This window comes from Streptomyces sp. NBC_01446, from assembly GCF_026340095.1.
GTDB lineage: Bacteria > Actinomycetota > Actinomycetes > Streptomycetales > Streptomycetaceae > Streptomyces > Streptomyces aureus.
Genome location: NZ_JAPEPO010000001.1, coordinates 4155800 through 4173188, shown reverse-complemented (window position 1 = coordinate 4173188; position 17389 = coordinate 4155800). Strand labels below are relative to the sequence as shown.

Below are 17389 nucleotides of genomic sequence, written 5' to 3'. Positions count from 1 at the left end.
GTACGAACAAGGGTCTCTGACCGTCGATTTCTGACTGACCGTCAGATTCGGTACGACTGTCCGCCAGGTTCGGTACGGGTGTCAAGGGATCAGCACGCGCGCGTGAAGGGCTGTCGGGTGCGCGAAAACGCCTGTGCGGCGATGCCGAAGCACCGCCGCACAGATGTCACGCACCCCTGGCAATGGCCCCCGCCGACAGGAGCCTGCGGGTCACCAGAGCTTGGTGAAGCGCACCGCGATGTTCTCGTTCGACTGGTCGATGGCCGTGAACGCGGAGCCGTTCACCTGGGCCGTGTTGTTCTGGTTCGAGGCGCCGGAGCCCACCGCCTGCTGCTGCGTGGTGGACGAGTTGCCGTGGTTGTTGCCGCCGACACCGCTGCCGCTCACGGTCGCCACACCCGCGTTCGATCCGTTGTCCGCGAAGGACCCGTTGTCGGCCATCGCCACCCCCGAGAAGAGGGCTGCCGCGAGGGGCAGGGCGGCGACGGCGGCGAGGGCGAGGGCGCGGGCGGTACGGACGTGTGCCATGTCAATTCCTCCAGGAACAGGTAACTACGGGTTGCTCCAAGGCGGTTGGCCGACCACCTCGGTCGTTGCTCACGACGTCGCGAGATCAGAATTGCCCACCGAATCCCCGTCGAACCAGGGCGGAAGGCCGTATTCCCTCGCAAGCGTGAGGACATGTCGATAAACCTGCTTCACGGCCTTAAAGCCCCAGCTCAGCCCGGATTACGCCCGACCGGTGCGGGACGGGGCGGCCACCGCAGGAGCTGAAGCGTTTCGGCACATTTTTGGTAAATACGCTCCACCCGGGCGAGCCCCTCTTCCTTTACTCGAACATTCGTACGAACATGGATGCATGGCCACCACCGACCGGCATGCCGTACCCCTTGCGACCCTGGCCCTCGCCCACGCCCTCTCCGCCGCCGAGCGTGGACTGGCCGTGATCCCGCTCTCCCGCACGAAGCTCCCCGCCCTGCGCTCCCCGCACCGCGACGAACCCGACCCGGCCCCGTGCCACGGCGAATGCGGCCGCCCCGGCCACGGCGTGTACGACGCCACGACCGACCCGCGCCGCATCCGTGACCTCTTCGCGGCGGCGCCCCGCGCCACCGGCTACGGCATCGCGTGCGGACTCCCACCGCACCACCTCATCGGTGTGGACCTCGACACCAAGTCCGGCACGGACTCCTCGTCCGCGCTGCGCGAACTGGCGCTGCGCCACCTCTTCACGATCCCGGACACCGTCGTCGTGGCCACCCCAAGCGGCGGCCGTCATGTGTGGCTCTCCGGACCGCCGGACGTCGTGGTCCCCAACTCGGCGGGACGCCTCGCGCCGGGCATCGACATCCGCGGCGCGGGCGGCTACCTCGTGGGCCCCGGATCGCGCACGGCCCAGGGCGTCTACAGCGCGGTCCCCGGCACCGCCCACCTGCCCGTCGCGCCCTGCCCGCCGGCACTCCTGCGCCTGCTCACGCCCCCGCCACGCGTGCATCACCCGTCACCGGCGCATGCGGGCCAACACGGCCAGGGCCTGGTCCAGTTCGTGCTCGCGGCACATGAGGGACAGCGCAACACCCGTCTGTTCTGGGCCGCTTGCCGCGCCTACGAGAGCGACCTCGGCGACAGTCTCACGAACGCCCTCGTGGAAGCCGCGACTCGCACGGGCCTGACGGAACGCGAGGCCCGATCCACGGTCGCCTCAGCAGCCCGCCTTACCCAGCGCAACGACGCGGAGGCGTAAGACGTGACGTCCCGGAGGGCAAGCCCTCCCCGCACCCGGACGAACCCGCCTCCCTGGGACACGCGTAAGGGGCGCCCGCCATAGCGAACGCCCCTTACGAACACCTACCTACCGGCGGTGGGTGTGGGATTTGAACCCACGGTGACTCGCGCCACGACGGTTTTCAAGACCGTTCCCTTAGGCCGCTCGGGCAACCCACCCTCGCCCCGCCGGCGACCGGCGGAGCGAGGACCAGGGTAGCGGGTTCGGCCGGGAGTTCGGTCAGCTGTCGCCCTTGCGCTCACCGAGGACCACGTCGACCGTGTGCTCCGTGCCGCCGCGCTTGTACGTGATCTTGACCGTGTCGCCCGGCTTGTGTGTCCAGATCTGGCCGATCAGGGTCGGACCGCTGTCGATCACCGAGTCGTCGAGCTTGGTGATGACATCGCCGGGCTTCAGGCCTGCCTTGTCCGCCGGGCCGTTCGCCGTGACCGCGGACGAGCCGCCCGCGCCCTGCTCGGTGATCTTCGCTCCGCCACTCTGCTCGTCCAGCGCGACCGACGCGCCGATCACCGGGTAGACCGGCTCGCCCGTCTTGATGAGCTGCTTGGCGACGTTCTTCGCTTGGTTGATCGGGATGGCGAAGCCGAGGCCGACGGAGCCCGACTGGCCGGAGCCCCCGATGCCGCCGCTGCTCCCCGGCTGGATCGCCGAGTTGATGCCGATGACCGCACCCCGCGCGTTGAGCAGCGGACCGCCCGAGTTGCCCGGGTTGATCGACGCATCGGTCTGCAGCGCGTTCATGTACGACGCCTTGCTGCTGCCCGAGCTGTCGCTGGAGGCCACCGGGCGGTTCTTCGCCGAGACGATGCCCGTGGTCACCGTGTTCGACAGGCCGAAGGGCGCGCCGATAGCGATGGTCGAGTCACCGACGGCGACCTTGTCCGAGTTGGCGAGCGACAACGGCTTCAGGTTCGACGGGGCGTTCTTCAGCTTGATGACCGCGACGTCGTAGCCCTGGGCACGGCCGACCACCTCGGCGTCGTACTTCTTGCCGTTCGAGAACGTGGCCGAAAGCTTCCCTCCGTCGGCTGCGGAAGCCACCACGTGGTTGTTGGTGAGGATGTGGCCCTGCGTGTCGTAGACGAAGCCGCTGCCCGTGCCACCCTCGCCGTCGCTGCCCTCGGCCTCGATGGTGACGGTGCTCGGCAGCGCGTTCGCCGCGAGGCCGGCGACCGAGGACGGGTCACGCTTGAAGTCGGCCGGGTTGTCCGAGGCGGAGACCGTCGTCGAGCCCGAACCACCGTCGTCGTTGCGCTCGGCGGCCCAGTAGCCGACGCCGCCGCCGACACCGCCCGCGATCAGGGCCGCCGCGACCACCGCGGCCAGCAGCCCGCCACGCCGGGGGCCCGGCTTGGGCTCCGGAGCCTGGTAGGAGGCGCCCCAGGAGTGCCCACCGCCGCCGCCGTCCGCGTACGCGGGAACGGCGGGCGGCGGAGGTGGCCAGCCGCCCGAGGCCGCGTTCGCGGCCTCGGGCTGCCCGCCGGGTCCCGGTGCAGCCCCCGAGGCCGCGCCGGAACCCTCGTACGCCCCCGGCGCCGCGCCCTCGACCGGCGGCAACGCCGCGGTGGGTGCGTCGGCGGGCTCCGGAGGAGGTGCGGAACCGGCGGGTGCGGGAGTAGCGGGAGATTCCACCGGCACGGGAGGTGCGGACGGGGCCGGGGGTACTGAAGTGCCCTCGTTCTCGGTGCTCACAGCTCTTCTCCTCGATCCACGGCTGTACCACTGATTCCATCGTCATTGCTGTTTGTATGCGGTCAGCTTTTCCCATGGGACGTCAGGGCACCATAAGGCGTTCCTGTGTGTCCGGTGCCATCCTTTACTCCGGGTGAAACCGATGCATCCCCTGGGCGGCCCAGCGCCTCGCAATGGCACCATGACGCGGTGACCCTCGCACGACAGCAGCAGATCCAGGTCGTCGCCCACCGCGGAGCCTCCGACGAGGCCCCCGAGCACACGCTGGCCGCGTACAGAAGGGCCATCGAAGACGGTGCCGACGCCCTCGAATGCGATGTGCGGCTCACCGCGGACGGCCATCTCGTCTGTGTGCACGACCGCCGCGTCAACCGTACGTCGAACGGACGCGGAGCGGTGTCGGCCCTGGAACTGGCGGATCTCGCCGCCCTCGACTTCGGCTCCTGGAAGAACAGCGAAGCCAGCCGCACCAGCACGGAGGGCCCCGACTGGGAGGACACCTCCGTCCTGACCCTGGAGCGGCTGCTCGAACTGGTCGCCGACGCGGGCCGCCGCGTGGAACTCGCCATCGAGACCAAGCACCCCACCCGCTGGGCCGGCCAGGTCGAGGAACGCCTCCTGATGCTCCTCAAGCGGTTCGGCCTGGACGCCCCGACCGGAGCCCCCGACGCACCGTCCCCAGTGCGCGTCATGAGCTTCTCGGCCCGCTCCCTGCACCGCATCCAGGCAGCGTCCCCTCACCTGCCGACGGTCTACCTGATGCAGTTCGTCTCGCCCCGCCACCGCGACGGCCGCCTCCCCAGGGGAGTGCCGATCGCAGGCCCGGGCATCCGGATCGTGCGCAGCCACCCCGGGTACGTGGAGAAGCTCAAGCGGGCGGGCCACCAGGTGCACGTATGGACGGTCAACGAGCCGGAGGACGTCGACCTGTGCGTCGGCCTCGGCGTCGACGCGATCATCACGAACCGGCCCCGCGCGGTTCTGCGCCAGCTCGGGAGGGGCTAAATCCGGCCATCACCCTCACAGGGAGTGCTCCGGCGCGTTCGCTCCGTATTCGATCGTTACGAGTGCGTCACTGAGCGTGGATTGGCCGGTTTCCGGTCCAGTCCATTGGGGCATTCACACCGTGGCGTGGGGCAAAGGAGGTCTCGGGGGTGGCGTTGGTGGTGGCACAGGAGGTGCCCACGTCGTCGAGCATGGCCGTACCCCATGGCCCTGCGGGCGTGGGCGAAGCAAGGCACCGCATGCGTGATCAACTGCGCGTCGGCGGGGTCTCGGAAGCGGTCATCGACGATGCCGTACTGATCCTTTCCGAACTGCTGAGCAACGCCTGCCGGCACGGCAGGCCGCTGGGCGGCGACATGGCCGGGGACGGCGACGTCCGGGCCGCTTGGAGGGTCGATGCGCGGGGCTGTCTCACCGTCGAGGTGACGGACGGTGGTGGTCCGACCCGCCCGGTTCCGGCCACGCCCTCGGTCACCGCGCACGGCGGCCGCGGGCTCAACATCATCTCGGCGCTCGCCGACGACTGGGGCGTACGTGACGACGCCTCCGGTGAAGTCACCGTCTGGGTGGTCGTGCACAAGGACGTGCGCTCCGAAGCCGAAACACAGAGGCAAGGCAACTTCGCTACGCGCGTGGCGAGCCGCGCGCCCGCGGGCATGTCCGACCTCGGTTTCGCCGACGCCTTCGAGGACTTGGGCTGAAACCCGCTCCGGCCCGGCGACCCGGCCTGATCCCCGCCCCCGGCCGTACGAGGGGCTAGGCTCGCGCCCGTACGTACGAGAGCCGTAACCGGGAGACACCCAAGATGGCCAAGAAGCGCCCCCAGACCAAGGGCAAGTCGCACGTCAGCAACGGGGAGATCCCGGTCGTCGGCGCCCGTGAACCCTGCCCCTGCGGGAGCGGCCGCCGGTACAAGGCCTGCCACGGCCGTGCCGCCGCGCACGCGGTGACCGAGCTGGTGCAGCGCCCGTTCGAGGGCCTCGCGGGAGAGGGTGACTGGATCGCGCTGCGCGAGTTGGTGCCCGCCGCGACGGTGCGGCTCACCCTCAAGGAGAGCCTGCCGGACGGCGTTCCGTCCGTGACCCTCGCGACGGTGCTTCCGATGGCCTGGCCCGCACTGCGCCGCGACGACGGCTCGGTTTTGCTCGGCCTGCAGAACGACACCTCGTCGGGCGACCTGAGCCGTGACCTCGCCGACACCCTTCAGCGCGCGCTCACCGCCGAGCCCGGTACGCCGGTGCAGGCGCGCCGCGCACCCGCCGAAGGCCCGCGGCTGCAGGACCTACTCGACCCCGCGGCCGCCTTCGAGCCGGTCGTGCACACGGGATTCGAGTTCTGGATTCCCGACTCGGAGAACGCGAGCCCGGAGGTCGCCGCCTCCCTGGAGCGGGCCAACGCGGCCGCCATCCCGACCGTGAAGCTGTCCGGTGTCGACGGCGCGTACTGGTGCGAGACCCCCGACAAGAACCACCTGCGCTGGGTCATGCCGCACCCCGAGGAGCGGCTGCTCGACGCGCTCTCCCGGCTGCACGCGGCCGGCATGTCCTCGCTCGGCGAGGGCACGCGCCTGGTCGGCTCGTTCCGCGCGCACGGTCTGACCGTTCCCGTCTGGGACCTGCCCACCGGGGTGAGCGCCGAGGATGTCGAGAAGCCGGCGGCCGAGTTCGCCGAGCGGCTCGCCGCGGCCCTCGACTCCGAGGCGCCGCTGACCGTCGAGGAGCGCAGGGCGCGCGGCGGCCTCACCAATCGACAGGTGACGCTCAGCTGACCGACCGGTCAGCCACAGGGAGCCCTCAGAACGGGTGACTCCGGTCACAACTCCCCGTAGCGGCAGGTAAATCCGCATACGAATAGCCGAGATCGAATTTGCTAACGGCCGATCTCTTGTTACCGTTCGAGTAGCCCGGTTGCTGGTGCATCCCCCGTCGCCAGCAACCGGGTCCTTGTTTTTCCGGGACTTCCCCGTGGGCCTGCGCCCGGGAAATCGTTCCGCCCGCTCAGCGTCCGGCCGACGTCGGCGCGTTGCTTCCCGACCTGAGCAGCAGCGGCCCCGCGTCCCCGGCTCCCGCGAACTCCGCCACCGCCGAGTAGTCGCCCGCCTCACCCGAAGTGCGCTCCCGCGGCGTGTCACACGTCCCCGGTTCGTCCTGAGCACCCACCGCACAGTGCATCTGTACGGTGCGGCCTCCTGGCGCCATCAGGGTCAGCACGGAACTCAGCGGCCCCCCTGTCGCGTTCCGGTAGTAGGTCCTCGCCCATGTGTCCCGCCCCTGGGTCAGTACGCAGGTCTGCGCCTCGATGCCGTCGGGAGAGGCGAGTTCGGGTCCACACCGAGCTTTCGTGGCGATCCCGAGACCGGCGGCGAGGAGGGAGGTGCCCGGCGGTCGCTCGTGAGACCGGCGCGCCTCGCCGGCCGTGTCCGACGCCGACGTATCCGCTGCTGCCGTATCCGACGCCGCGGCAGCCGCCGGGTCGCTCGTACCTGCGCCCGGTTTGTCATCGACCTTGTCGGCGCTGCTCGTGCTGCCGGCGTTGCCGGTGGCCAGTTCGCCGGAGTTGAGGTTGTCCTCTGCGGCGGTGTCGCCGACGGGGCCCGCGGACGCGCCCGCCAGCGGGAGGAGAACGGTCAGGACCACGACCGCGAGAAGACCGAGCAGGCGGAGGCGCGAATGGGGTCTCCCCTGCTCGAGGCTGGTCGAGAGCCTGGGGAAGGAGGGCATGCGCCGAAGATATCGGCGCCGCCCCTTCGCACCCCTCGCCGCGCGCCCAATTCCCCTACAACTCGGGCGCGCTCACACCCGTACGAGTGAGGGCATCCACCACCGCGTCCACCACGGCCTCCACATCGGGCACCCAGGGTGCCGCGGAGCCGGGCAGCGGGGCGCGCTCCCACCGGACCTGGCCGAGGCCGGTGTCGGACGGAGGCAGTGCCAGATAGCCGCCCTCGCCGTGGAAGCGCAGGGACCCCGGCACCCAGTCCTGGGCGTAGAGGAGCTCGCCCAGCTGCTCCATGGAGTAGGGCGCCACGAGGATGAAGAGACGATCCCTCGTGGCCACGACCGGGCCGAGCCTGATGTCCGTACGGTCGAGCGCCTTGAGGGCGCGGGCACCGGCGACCGAGGGGAGGCTGACCGCGCAGGGGGCGCGGCCGCCGCTCGCGCCCGCACCGGCCCCCGTGGCCAGCACGATCGGCGCGGCCGGACGGTTGGTCCACCACCAGCGGATCATGCGCTCGTCCGTGGTCGCGGCGAGCAGCCCCGGGTCGAAGGGGTGCGCGCCGGGCACCGTGCACTCCGGGTCGGGGCAGGCGCAGCTGACGCCGTCACGGCGCCCCGCCCCTACGAGCCCCACACCCGGGAGCACGGGCCACTGCCATGCGGTCGCGAAGGTCAGGGCCGCGCTGAACTGATCAGACTTCCCGTTGTTTCGCCTGGACAGGAGCCTGCGTCGCCTTCCGAGGATCTCGCGCATGAGCGCTCGTTCCTTTCCGTAGACCGAAGAGAACGCTGTGGGCCATCACACCATGTGTCGATCACTTCACTGAGCGTACGTACGGGGAGCGCCGCACCCCAGCCTTGAGCAGGGGGAACCCCTATTGTCCGAGCGCCGGCCGCGTACTTGAAAAGCCTGGCGTGGGGTGGCGGCGCCTGGCGTTTGCCGTCGCGCGTGTTACTCGCCGTCTCCGCCACGGGAGGATGGGGCACGGTCGTCGGTGGTTAAGACGCCCGGGTCCGTCGCCAGGTTCCGGGTCGATCCCAACTGCCCCTGGCCTTCTCCGAGTACGTACCCATCACGACCGCTGTGACGCTCTGTCGAACAATGCCAGTCGACCGCAATATGCCCTTACCCGAGGCACTTTTTGGCCAAGTTCGATCAGAGATCACTAATGCCGCACGGGCCTCCTGGACACCAGGAATCCCAGCAGGACAATGCTGGACATCCCCTCATCAGTGCGTGTAGATGTGGAGGCACTGCTGGCGGCGCAGAATCACATGGGGGTTTGCGATGCTATTGAGCAATACGCACCGGTCGGAAAGCCGGACACCATGACAGCCCCGCACTTTCCGAAAGTGGCTGGAATCGATTCAACGGTTCCCCCACCGGCACACACTGTCGCGCCCGCGTCACCCGCGCCCGCGCCCTCTTCCTCCCCCGGAGCGCCCGGAGCGCCCGGAGCCCCCGGAACGCTGATCCAGGACCGGCTCGCCGGCTGGGTCTCCGACCTCACCACGCTGCACGAACTCACCGAGCGCCTGGCCAGGACGGCCTTCATGGACGACGCCCTGCACGAGGTGCTCCGCGCCGGTGCCGCACTCGTCGGCGCGCGCCGCGGACTCGTCGTCCTGGAACCCGCCGACGGCCTGGGCCCCGACACCACCGTGGGGCTCGGCCTCGCCCGCGCCGACCTCGGCCACATCGAGACGGTGCCGCGCGGCGCGACCTCGTACGGAAGGATCCTCGACCGCACGGACAGGACCGGCGAGCCCGAGGTGCACGCGGATCTGCTGTCCGAGGACGGGCTCGACCCGCGTCACCGCGAGGTCGCCGCCCGGCTCGGCTACGCGGCGAGCTTCGCGCTGCCCCTCGCGACGGAGGCGGCGGGCCGGCTCGGCGCCGCGGTGTGGCTCTACGACGAGCCCGCCGAGCCCGTCGAACGCCAGCGCCATCTGGTCGGTCTGTACACGCGCTACGCCACCGAACACCTCGCGCGCCTGCTCGAACTGGAGCGGGCGCGCACCAAGTCCCGCACCATCGCGGAGGAGTTGCTGCCGCCGCGGCTCCCGCGGGTCGCGGGCGTCCAGCTCGCCGCCCGGCACCGCACGGGCCCGCGAGGCGGCGGCGACTGGTACGACGCGCTGCCGCTGCCCGAGGGCGCGCTCGGCCTCACCGTCGGGTCCGTCACCGGCTCCGGGGCGAGTGCCGTCGCCGCGATGGGCCGGCTCAGGGCCAGCCTGCGGGCGTACGCGGTGATGGAGGGCGAGGACCCCGTCGCCGTCCTGTCCGATCTGGAGCTGCTGCTCCGGCTGACCGAGCCCGCGCGCAGCGCCACCGCCCTCTTCGCGTACTGCGAGCCCGCCCTGCGCAAGATCGTCCTGGCCGGGGCCGGGCACAGCCCGCCGCTGGTGATCGGCGAGAGACGCACCGAATTCGTGGAGACGTCGCTGTCCGCGCCGCTCGGCATGCTGGCCTGCTGGGAGGCGCCGAGCGTCGAGTTCAGCCCCGAGCCCGGCGAGACCGTACTGATCTACACGGACGGCCTGCTGCACCGCTCCGGTGACCCGATGGACCGCGCCTTCGCCCGCCTGCACGCGGCGGCCGCCGGCGTCCCGCGCACCATCCGCAACGACCCCGGCGCGATCGCCGACCACGTCCTGCACACCGTCCTGCCGGACGGGCTCGACGCCGCCGACAGTGACGAGGACGTCGTGCTGCTCGCCGCGCGCTTCGAGTGATTCCGGTGACCGGGGCGGTACGCCCCGTAGCCCCCGATGTAACAGGTCTTCCGGCCCTGGGCCCCCTTCCGTGCGACCGTACGATGGAGAGGGTCCACCGTTGTACCCAGGCCGCACCCTTGGCCGTTCCCAGGGCCGTATCTAGGAGGAAGACGTGTCGGAGGAGCTCATCCCGGAGAACCCGGAGATCTCTCAGACCGAGAGCGACGAGCCGATCAAGCAGCGCAAGAACGGCCTGTACCCGGGCGTGTCCGACGAGCTCGCCGAGAGCATGAAGTCCGGCTGGGCCGACACGGAGCTGCACGGCCTCGAGCCGATCGCGCAGGCGTCCGAGACCGCCGCCCGTCGAGCCGCCCTCTCCGCGCGCTTCCCCGGTGAGCGCATCGTCGTCCCCGCGGGCAACCTCAAGACCCGCTCGAACGACACCGAGTACGCCTTCCGCGCCTCGACCGAGTACGCGTACCTGACCGGCAACCAGACGGAGGACGGCGTCCTCGTCCTCGAGCCGACGGCCACCGGGCACAACGCGACGATCTACCTGCTGCCGCGCTCCGACCGCGAGAACGGCGAGTTCTGGCTCGACGGCCAGGGCGAGCTGTGGGTCGGCCGCCGCCACTCCCTCACCGAGGCCGAGCAGGTGTACGGCATCCCCGCCTCCGACGTGCGCGAGCTCGCCGGCAAGCTGGCCGAGGCCACCGGCCCGGTCCGCGTGGTGCGCGGCCACGACGCCGGCATCGAGGCCGCCCTCGCCGACAAGGTCACCCGCGAGCACGACGAAGAGCTGCGCGTCTTCCTCTCCGAGGCCCGCCTCGTGAAGGACGCCTTCGAGGTCGGCGAGCTGCAGAAGGCCGTCGACTCGACGGTCCGCGGCTTCGAGGACGTCGTGAAGGTCCTCGACAAGGCCGAGGCCACCAGCGAGCGCTACATCGAGGGCACGTTCTTCCTGCGCGCCCGCGTCGAGGGCAACGACATCGGCTACGGCTCGATCTGCGCCTCCGGCCCGCACGCCTGCACCCTGCACTGGGTGCGCAACGACGGCCCGGTCCGCTCCGGCGACCTGCTCCTCCTGGACGCGGGCGTGGAGACGCACAGCCTCTACACCGCCGACATCACGCGCACGCTGCCGGTCAACGGCCGCTACACCGAGCTCCAGAAGAAGATCTACGACGCCGTGTACGAGGCCCAGGAGGCCGGTATCGCGGCCGTGAAGCCGGGTGCCAAGTACCGCGACTTCCACGACGCCGCGCAGCGCGTGCTCGCCGAGAAGCTCGTCGAGTGGGGCCTCGTCGAGGGCCCGGTCGAGCGCGTCCTGGAGCTCGGCCTCCAGCGCCGCTGGACGCTGCACGGCACCGGTCACATGCTCGGCCTCGACGTCCACGACTGCGCCGTCGCGCGCACGGAGACGTACGTGGACGGCACGCTGGAGCCCGGCATGTGCCTGACCGTCGAGCCCGGTCTGTACTTCCAGGCCGACGACCTGACCGTGCCGGAGGAGTACCGCGGCATCGGTGTCCGGATCGAGGACGACATTCTCGTGACCGAGGACGGCAACCGGAACCTCTCCGCCGGTCTGCCGCGCCGTTCGGACGAGGTCGAGGCGTGGATGGCTCAGCTCAAGGGCTGAAGCACGCGCGCGTAGAGACGCGTCTGCGAAGTGGCCGGGCACGGCAGGACGGTGCCCGGCCGCTGTCGTGTCCGGAGGGGGTCAGGCGGAGACGAGGGGCGCGTTCTCGCGCCACTTGAGCACCTTGTCGAAGCTGACGACCGCGCCGCCTCTGCCCGGTCTGTTGACGAAGTGGACGTGGTCCGCGAGCTCCCGGATGAGACAGAGTCCGCGGCCGTGCTCGGCGTGGTCGGGGGCGGGCTTGAGCAGGGTGGTGCCGCGGCCGCGCAGTGCCGGGAAGCCGGGACCGGAGTCGGCGACCTCGATGCGACAGGTCTCGCCCTCGAGGTAGGCCGTGACCCGGTAGGCGCCGGCAGGATCGTCGGGGTCCGGATCGCCGCCGTGCTCGACGGCGTTGGCACACGCCTCGGTGAGCGCGACGGACAGGTCGTACGAGATGTCGGGGTCCACGCCCGCGGTCTCCATGGTGTCGATCAGCAGGCGCCGGGCGAGCGGGACGCTCGCGGCCTCACGGCGCAGGTGCAGAGACCACCAGATGCTCATGCTCCAGCCTCCAGGCCACGGCTCGACATACCGATACGTATTGCCGCAACGACCCCTGTGCAATCGCGTGCTTCGCGTGATACCGCCCATACGGCGGACGCGCGGACCGGTGGCGGCGGTGTACGGAGTCGGCCGCAAGGGGGCGGGACGGAAGATTCCGGACCTTGCGGACCTGCCGTATGAGGCGGGTAAGCCCAGTGCGATGATGAGCCCGCCATGTCTGCCCCCCACCAGCGCGAGGCGCGCACCGGAACGGATGTCCGGCTGCTGAGGGCCGCGGTGTTCACCGCGGTCTGCGTCGCGTTGTCCGCGGCCGGACATGTGCTCGCCTCGTGTGCCACCGTCCCCCTGTGGACGCTGGGCGTCGGGTTCCTCGCGGTGTTCGCCGTCGCGGCGCCGCTCGCCGGGCGCGAGCGCTCTCTGCCGGGCATCGCCGCCGCTCTCGCGGTCGGTCAGACCGGTCTGCACACCCTCTTCGGAGTGGGCCAGCACGGCACCGTGACGATGGCGCAGACCGCCCAGGAACCCTCGGTCGTGGAGCGCGCGGCCCGGCTCATGTGCGGCACGGGCATGGCGGCGATCAGCCCCGCGCAGGCGCAGAAGATCCTGTCGGACGCCGGCGTCGAACCCGGTTCCGGAACGGCCATGCACCACCACGCAGTCACCGAAGCGGCCACCTCCATGCCGCTGCTGCCGTCCCTGCCGATGCTGCTCGGGCACCTGCTCGCCGCGGTCGTCGCGGGCTGGCTGCTGCGCCACGGGGACCTCGCTCTCGGCCGGCTCGTCCGCCTTTCGGCGAACTCGGCGCATGGAGTCGCCCAGGGGGCGCTCGTCCGTTCCCTGCGCGCCGCTCTCGCTCTCGTACGCGCCCTCAGGGCGGGCCTGCCCGGGGCTTCCGAAGCCGCGCCCCACGTGGTGCGCGTCGAGCTCCTCGCGCCGCTGCCCCTGCGCACGACGGCACTTCAGCACTCGGTGATCAGGCGCGGCCCGCCCACGGGCGACGCATTCCGTCTCGCTGCCTGACACGACACACGTACTCCACGCGGGGCCCTTGTACGGGTTCCCGCACAGTGCGGAGGGGTGTCGTGCGGCACGCGCGCGTGCCCCTTTGCCGGTGCGCGCACTCACCGTTCGCCTGATCCCGCTGAACCCGAGTGGAGTGGTTTCCGCCATGAAGAAGATTTCCCGCGTCGCCGTAGTCGGCGCCGGCGCCGCGTCCGCCGTCCTGGTGCTCTCCGTCCCCGCCTTCGCGCACGTGAGCGTGCAGCCGGAGGGCGTCGCCGCCAAGGGCGGATACGCCGTCGTGAACTTCAAGGTGCCGAACGAGCGCGACGACGCCGCGACCACGAAGGTCGAGGTCAACTTCCCGACCGACCACCCGCTGGCCTCGGTCATGCCCGAGCCCATCCCCGGCTGGACCGCCAAGGTCACCAAGTCGAAGCTCGACAAGCCGCTGGAGATGCACGGCGAGAAGATCGACCAGGCCGTCTCCCAGGTCACCTGGACCGCCGACGGCTCGGGCAAGGACAAGGGCATCCAGCCCGGCTTCTTCCAGAAGTTCCCGCTCTCCATCGGGCAGCTGCCCGAGGACACGGACGAGCTCGTCTTCAAGGCGATCCAGACGTACGACAACAAGGAAGTCGTGCGCTGGATCGAGCCGCAGGCCAAGGGCCAGGAGGAGCCGGAGAACCCGGCGCCCACCCTGGAGCTCTCGGCCGCGACCGAAGACCACCACGGCGGCGCCGCGGCCGGCGACAGCGCCACGTCGGGTGACGACAAGGCGGCCACGGCCGCGTCCTCGTCCGACAGCTCCTCCGACGGCTCTTCCGGCAGCGACACCACCGCACGCGCCCTCGGCATCGCCGGCATCGTCGTCGGCGCCGCCGGCGTGGCCTTCGGCGTGCTCGCGGGACGCCGTCGTACCAACAGCTGAACAAGCCGCGGGTGTGCACCGGGGCCGGCGCAGGCGGCGGCCCTCCGCGGCCGCCGGCCGGCCCCGGTGCACAGCGGCCCGCCTCACATCTGGGACATTTTTCTATGCGCTCTCCCCGTAAGACCCCGCACACAGCTCCTCGCCAGGCCCTCCGTAAGAAGACGCTGCTCGCCGCCGGGCTCATCGCCGCGGCGTCGCTCACCCTCTCCGCCTGCGGCAGTGGCGACGACGGCAACAAGCCCGTCGCCGAGGTCTCCGCCGAGACCGGCTCGAACAAGGCCGCGACCGTCCTCGACTCGCCCTTCAAGAAGCCGGACCTCGTCCTCACGGACACCCACGGAAAGAAGTTCGACCTGCGCGAGCAGACCAAGGGCAAGCCCACGCTGATCTACTTCGGCTACACCCACTGCCCCGACGTGTGCCCGCTGACGATGAGCAACATCGCCGTCGCCAAGAAGGCGCTGCCCAAGGCCGAGCAGGACAAGCTCCAGGTCGTCTTCGTCACCACCGACCCGGACCGCGACACCGCGCCCGTCCTCGGCAAGTGGCTCAAGGCGCAGGACCCCGACTTCATCGGCCTGACCGGCGACTTCGCCACCATCCAGGGCAGCGCCCGCACCCTCGGCATCTCCATCGAGCCGACGCAGAAGGACAAGAACGGCAAGCTCGTCTCGATGCACGGCACGCAGGTCATCGCCTTCTCGCCGAAGACCGACGCCGGGTACGTCCTGTACGGCGAGGACGCCACCGTCGACGACTACACCAAGGACCTCCCCAAGATCATCAAGGGGGAGCAGCCGTGAGGCGTACACAGCTCGCCCTCGGCGCCACCGCGCTGGCGGCCGGACTCGTCCTCACGGCCTGCGGCTCCGGCGACCCGTCGGCCTCGGCGTCCTCCGGCAAGCCCGCGGTGAAGGTCGGCGGGGCGTTCATCCCGGCGCCCGCGGGCGGCGACATGGCGGCCGGCTTCTTCGTCGTCCACAACAGCGGCGGCGCCGACACGCTCACCTCGGTGACCAGTGCCATCGCCCAGCAGGTCACCCTCCACAGCACCAAGGGCGGGGTGATGAAGGAGCAGAAGTCCTTCCCCGTCCCGGCCGACGGCGAGCTCGACTTCGAACGCGGTGGCAACCACCTCATGTTCGAAAACCTGAAGCAGACACCCAAGGAGGGCGACAAGGTGTCGGTGGAGCTGCACTTCGCCAAGTCCGGCACCGTCACGGTGACCTTCCCGGTGAAGACCGCCACCTACAACCCGACGGCGAAGTCGGCGCACTCGTCGATGACGTCGCACACGTCGCACTGAGGGGCTGACCGTTCGTGAAGACCATCGCTCCCCGCTTCCGGCACCTGTTGCTGCTGCTCCTCGGCGTCACCGGCGCCCTCCTCGCCGGCGCCGCGCCCGTCTCCGCGCACGCCGCGCTGACCGGGAGCGACCCGAAGCAGGGCGCGGTGGTCGAGCAGGCACCCACCCGGGTGTCCCTGACCTTCTCCGAGGAGGTCGCGATGTCCGACGGCTCCGTACGGGTTCTGGACCCGGCCGGGAAGCGCGTCGACACCGGGAAGACGACCGACCTCGGCGGCACGACCTACGGCGTCCCCCTCCACTCCGGGCTGCCCGACGGCACGTTCACCGTCGCCTACCAGGTCGTGTCGGCCGACAGCCACCCCGTCTCCGGGGCGTTCACCTTCTCCATCGGCGCCCCTTCCAAGACCACCGCGGCCCTGCCCGACCAGACCGCGGGCGGTGGCGTCGTCGGCGGGCTCTACGGCGTCGCGCGGTACCTCTCCTACGCGGGCTTCATCCTCACCGTCGGCGGCGCGGCCTTCGTCCTCGCCTGCTGGCCGCGCGGAGCAGGTGTCCGCCCCGTGCAGCGGGTCGTGGTGGGCGGCTGGATCACCCTCACCGGCGCGACCCTCGCCATGCTCCTGATGCGCGGCTCCTACACGGGGTCCGGCGCGGTCGGTGACATCTTCGACCTCACCCTTCTCGGGCAGGTCCTGCAGACCAAGTCGGGCGCGGCCCTGGTCTCACGGCTCCTGCTGCTGGCCGCCGCCGCCCTCTTCATCGCCGTGCTCTTCGGCGCGTACGAGAAGCGGACCGACCCCAAGGAGAAGAAGGACCTCACCTTCGGGCTCGCGATCGGCGGCGCGGTCGTCGCCGCCGGTCTCGCCGCGACCTGGGCGATGGCCGAACACGCCTCCACCGGCATCCAGGCCGGACTCGCCATGCCCGTCGACGTGCTGCACCTGCTCTCGGTCGCGGCCTGGCTCGGCGGGCTCACTACCCTGCTCGTCGCCCTGTACCGGGCGCCCTCGATCGAGGCCAGGGCCGTCCGGCGGTTCTCCCGGGTGGCGTTCTGCGCGGTCTCCACGCTGGCCGCGACCGGGCTCTACCAGTCCTGGCGTCAGGTCGGTTCCTGGTCGGCGCTCACCGGCACCCGTTACGGGCAACTGCTGCTGCTCAAGATCGGGCTCGTCGCCATCATGGTCGGCGTCGCCTGGATCTCGCGGAAGTGGACGGGGCGCCTGTCGGAGGCGCTCGCCCCGGAGGCCGCAGCAACGGTGGTCGAGGAACGCACGCGGTCGGAGGAGCCGGTGACGGTACCGACGGGTGGCCCGTCGAAGGGGTCGTCGTCGGGGGACGCCGGGGGCGATACGGGTTCCGGCTCCGATGCCGGTGTCGACGGCCTCGGTGCCAATACGGGTTCCGGCTCCGATGCCGGTGTCGACGGCCTCGGTGCCAATACGGGTTCCGGCTCCGGTGCCGGTGTCGACGACAAGCGGTCCGCCCAGCTCGCCCGGCAGCGCGCAGCGCTCGCCACCGCCCGTGACAAGCGCATTCGGGACGCCGACCCGGGCCGCTCCGGACTGCGCCGCTCCGTACTCACCGAGGCCGGTGTAGCCGTCGTCCTGCTCGTCGTCACCACCGTGCTCACCTCCACCGAGCCGGGCCGCACCGAGGAGGCGGCCAAGGCCGTCACCGCGGCGTCCTCCCAGCGGTCGGGGCCGCTCTCCCTGAAGCTGCCGTTCGACACGGGCGGCCAGGACGGCAAGGGCACGCTCCTCCTGGATATGGATCCCGGACGCACCGGCAGCAACGACATGCACGTCTATGTGGAGCGCCCCAACGGCAAGGCGTTCGACATCCCCGAGGTGAAGGTCTCCTTCACCCTCGCCGCGAAGAAGATCGGCCCTCTACCGGTCGTTCCCGACCACATCGCCACCGGACACTGGAGCGCGAGCGGCGTACAGATCCCCGGGGCGGGCGACTGGAAGATCGCGGTCACCGTGCGCACGTCCGACATCGACCAAGTGACCGTCAACAAGAACGTGAAGATCGGCTGAACCAC

The 17389-nt window shown here is 70.8% G+C and carries 16 protein-coding genes and 1 tRNA gene; 11 read left to right on the top strand and 6 right to left on the bottom strand.

Annotation, left to right across the window (positions count from 1 at the left end; all coding sequences use genetic code 11):
- Window positions 1-210 precede the first annotated feature (210 nt).
- Window positions 211-528: a hypothetical protein gene (locus OG456_RS18700; protein WP_266562441.1), complete on the bottom strand. Its 318-nt coding sequence runs from the start codon at window positions 526-528 to the stop codon at window positions 211-213.
- Between the two features lie 331 nt (window positions 529-859).
- Here OG456_RS18700 and OG456_RS18695 point away from each other — a divergent pair, with 331 nt between their 5' ends.
- Entirely contained in the window at window positions 860-1744 is an 885-nt protein-coding gene (locus OG456_RS18695) for a bifunctional DNA primase/polymerase (RefSeq protein ID WP_266562439.1), read from the top strand.
- A 115-nt stretch (window positions 1745-1859) separates the two neighbouring features.
- On the opposite strand, the gene OG456_RS18690 is transcribed toward OG456_RS18695, so the two are convergent.
- Window positions 1860-1944: transfer RNA gene (locus OG456_RS18690), tRNA-Ser, on the bottom strand.
- Window positions 1945-2005: 61 nt separating this feature from the next.
- Entirely contained in the window at window positions 2006-3478 is a 1473-nt protein-coding gene (locus tag OG456_RS18685) for a S1C family serine protease (protein ID WP_266562437.1), read from the bottom strand.
- A 189-nt stretch (window positions 3479-3667) separates the two neighbouring features.
- On the opposite strand from OG456_RS18685, the gene OG456_RS18680 reads away from it, so the two are divergent.
- The 3 genes from OG456_RS18680 to OG456_RS18670 all read left to right on the top strand — a co-directional run bounded on the left by OG456_RS18680 (window position 3668) and on the right by OG456_RS18670 (window position 6251).
- Complete coding sequence (locus tag OG456_RS18680) at window positions 3668-4483, top strand: glycerophosphodiester phosphodiesterase (RefSeq protein ID WP_266562435.1); 816 nt, start codon at window positions 3668-3670, stop codon at window positions 4481-4483.
- Window positions 4484-4563: 80 nt separating this feature from the next.
- Window positions 4564-5184 (top strand): ATP-binding protein, encoded by a 621-nt coding sequence (locus OG456_RS18675; RefSeq protein ID WP_266569333.1) that lies wholly within the window; start codon window positions 4564-4566, stop codon window positions 5182-5184.
- 104 nt (window positions 5185-5288) lie between these two features.
- Window positions 5289-6251, top strand: coding sequence for a DUF5926 family protein (locus OG456_RS18670; RefSeq protein WP_266562433.1), 963 nt, complete (start codon window positions 5289-5291; stop codon window positions 6249-6251).
- Between the two features lie 229 nt (window positions 6252-6480).
- On the opposite strand, the gene OG456_RS18665 is transcribed toward OG456_RS18670, so the two are convergent.
- Window positions 6481-7203 carry a hypothetical protein gene (locus OG456_RS18665; RefSeq protein WP_266562431.1) on the bottom strand — a complete coding sequence of 241 codons (723 nt, stop codon included), beginning with the start codon at window positions 7201-7203 and terminating at the stop codon, window positions 6481-6483.
- A 55-nt stretch (window positions 7204-7258) separates the two neighbouring features.
- Window positions 7259-7954 (bottom strand): bifunctional DNA primase/polymerase, encoded by a 696-nt coding sequence (locus OG456_RS18660; RefSeq protein WP_266562429.1) that lies wholly within the window; start codon window positions 7952-7954, stop codon window positions 7259-7261.
- A 458-nt stretch (window positions 7955-8412) separates the two neighbouring features.
- Here OG456_RS18660 and OG456_RS18655 point away from each other — a divergent pair, with 458 nt between their 5' ends.
- On the top strand, window positions 8413-9936 hold the full coding sequence (locus OG456_RS18655; RefSeq protein WP_266562427.1) for a PP2C family protein-serine/threonine phosphatase: 1524 nt from the start codon (window positions 8413-8415) through the stop codon (window positions 9934-9936).
- Window positions 9937-10090: 154 nt separating this feature from the next.
- Window positions 10091-11560: an aminopeptidase P family protein gene (locus OG456_RS18650; RefSeq protein WP_266562425.1), complete on the top strand. Its 1470-nt coding sequence runs from the start codon at window positions 10091-10093 to the stop codon at window positions 11558-11560.
- A gap of 81 nt (window positions 11561-11641) precedes the next feature.
- Here the strand turns inward: OG456_RS18650 and OG456_RS18645 are convergent, their stop codons facing one another.
- Window positions 11642-12103, bottom strand: coding sequence for an ATP-binding protein (locus OG456_RS18645; RefSeq protein WP_266562423.1), 462 nt, complete (start codon window positions 12101-12103; stop codon window positions 11642-11644).
- A 216-nt stretch (window positions 12104-12319) separates the two neighbouring features.
- Here OG456_RS18645 and OG456_RS18640 point away from each other — a divergent pair, with 216 nt between their 5' ends.
- From OG456_RS18640 to OG456_RS18620, 5 genes are all read left to right on the top strand, one after another.
- Entirely contained in the window at window positions 12320-13126 is an 807-nt protein-coding gene (locus tag OG456_RS18640) for a hypothetical protein (RefSeq protein WP_266562421.1), read from the top strand.
- Between the two features lie 148 nt (window positions 13127-13274).
- Window positions 13275-14036 carry a YcnI family protein gene (locus tag OG456_RS18635; RefSeq protein WP_266562419.1) on the top strand — a complete coding sequence of 254 codons (762 nt, stop codon included), beginning with the start codon at window positions 13275-13277 and terminating at the stop codon, window positions 14034-14036.
- Between the two features lie 104 nt (window positions 14037-14140).
- Entirely contained in the window at window positions 14141-14839 is a 699-nt protein-coding gene (locus tag OG456_RS18630) for an SCO family protein (RefSeq protein WP_266562417.1), read from the top strand.
- Between the two features lie 32 nt (window positions 14840-14871).
- Window positions 14872-15342, top strand: coding sequence for a copper chaperone PCu(A)C (locus OG456_RS18625; RefSeq protein ID WP_266569332.1), 471 nt, complete (start codon window positions 14872-14874; stop codon window positions 15340-15342).
- 14 nt (window positions 15343-15356) lie between these two features.
- The gene (locus OG456_RS18620) at window positions 15357-17384 is read left to right on the top strand and encodes a copper resistance CopC/CopD family protein (RefSeq protein WP_266562415.1); all 2028 of its coding nucleotides are present in this window, start codon (window positions 15357-15359) and stop codon (window positions 17382-17384) included.
- Window positions 17385-17389: the final 5 nt, after the last annotated feature.

Coding starts and splice junctions, on each gene's coding strand:
- OG456_RS18670 (WP_266562433.1), top strand. CDS start 5,289: ATGGCCAAGAAGCGCCCCCAGACCAAGGGCAAGTCGCACGTCAGCAAC.
- OG456_RS18700 (WP_266562441.1), bottom strand. CDS start 528: ATGGCACACGTCCGTACCGCCCGCGCCCTCGCCCTCGCCGCCGTCGCC.
- OG456_RS18645 (WP_266562423.1), bottom strand. CDS start 12,103: ATGAGCATCTGGTGGTCTCTGCACCTGCGCCGTGAGGCCGCGAGCGTC.
- OG456_RS18630 (WP_266562417.1), top strand. CDS start 14,141: ATGCGCTCTCCCCGTAAGACCCCGCACACAGCTCCTCGCCAGGCCCTC.
- OG456_RS18660 (WP_266562429.1), bottom strand. CDS start 7,954: ATGCGCGAGATCCTCGGAAGGCGACGCAGGCTCCTGTCCAGGCGAAAC.
- OG456_RS18695 (WP_266562439.1), top strand. CDS start 860: ATGGCCACCACCGACCGGCATGCCGTACCCCTTGCGACCCTGGCCCTC.
- OG456_RS18655 (WP_266562427.1), top strand. CDS start 8,413: ATGCTGGACATCCCCTCATCAGTGCGTGTAGATGTGGAGGCACTGCTG.
- OG456_RS18640 (WP_266562421.1), top strand. CDS start 12,320: ATGTCTGCCCCCCACCAGCGCGAGGCGCGCACCGGAACGGATGTCCGG.
- OG456_RS18665 (WP_266562431.1), bottom strand. CDS start 7,203: ATGCCCTCCTTCCCCAGGCTCTCGACCAGCCTCGAGCAGGGGAGACCC.
- OG456_RS18635 (WP_266562419.1), top strand. CDS start 13,275: ATGAAGAAGATTTCCCGCGTCGCCGTAGTCGGCGCCGGCGCCGCGTCC.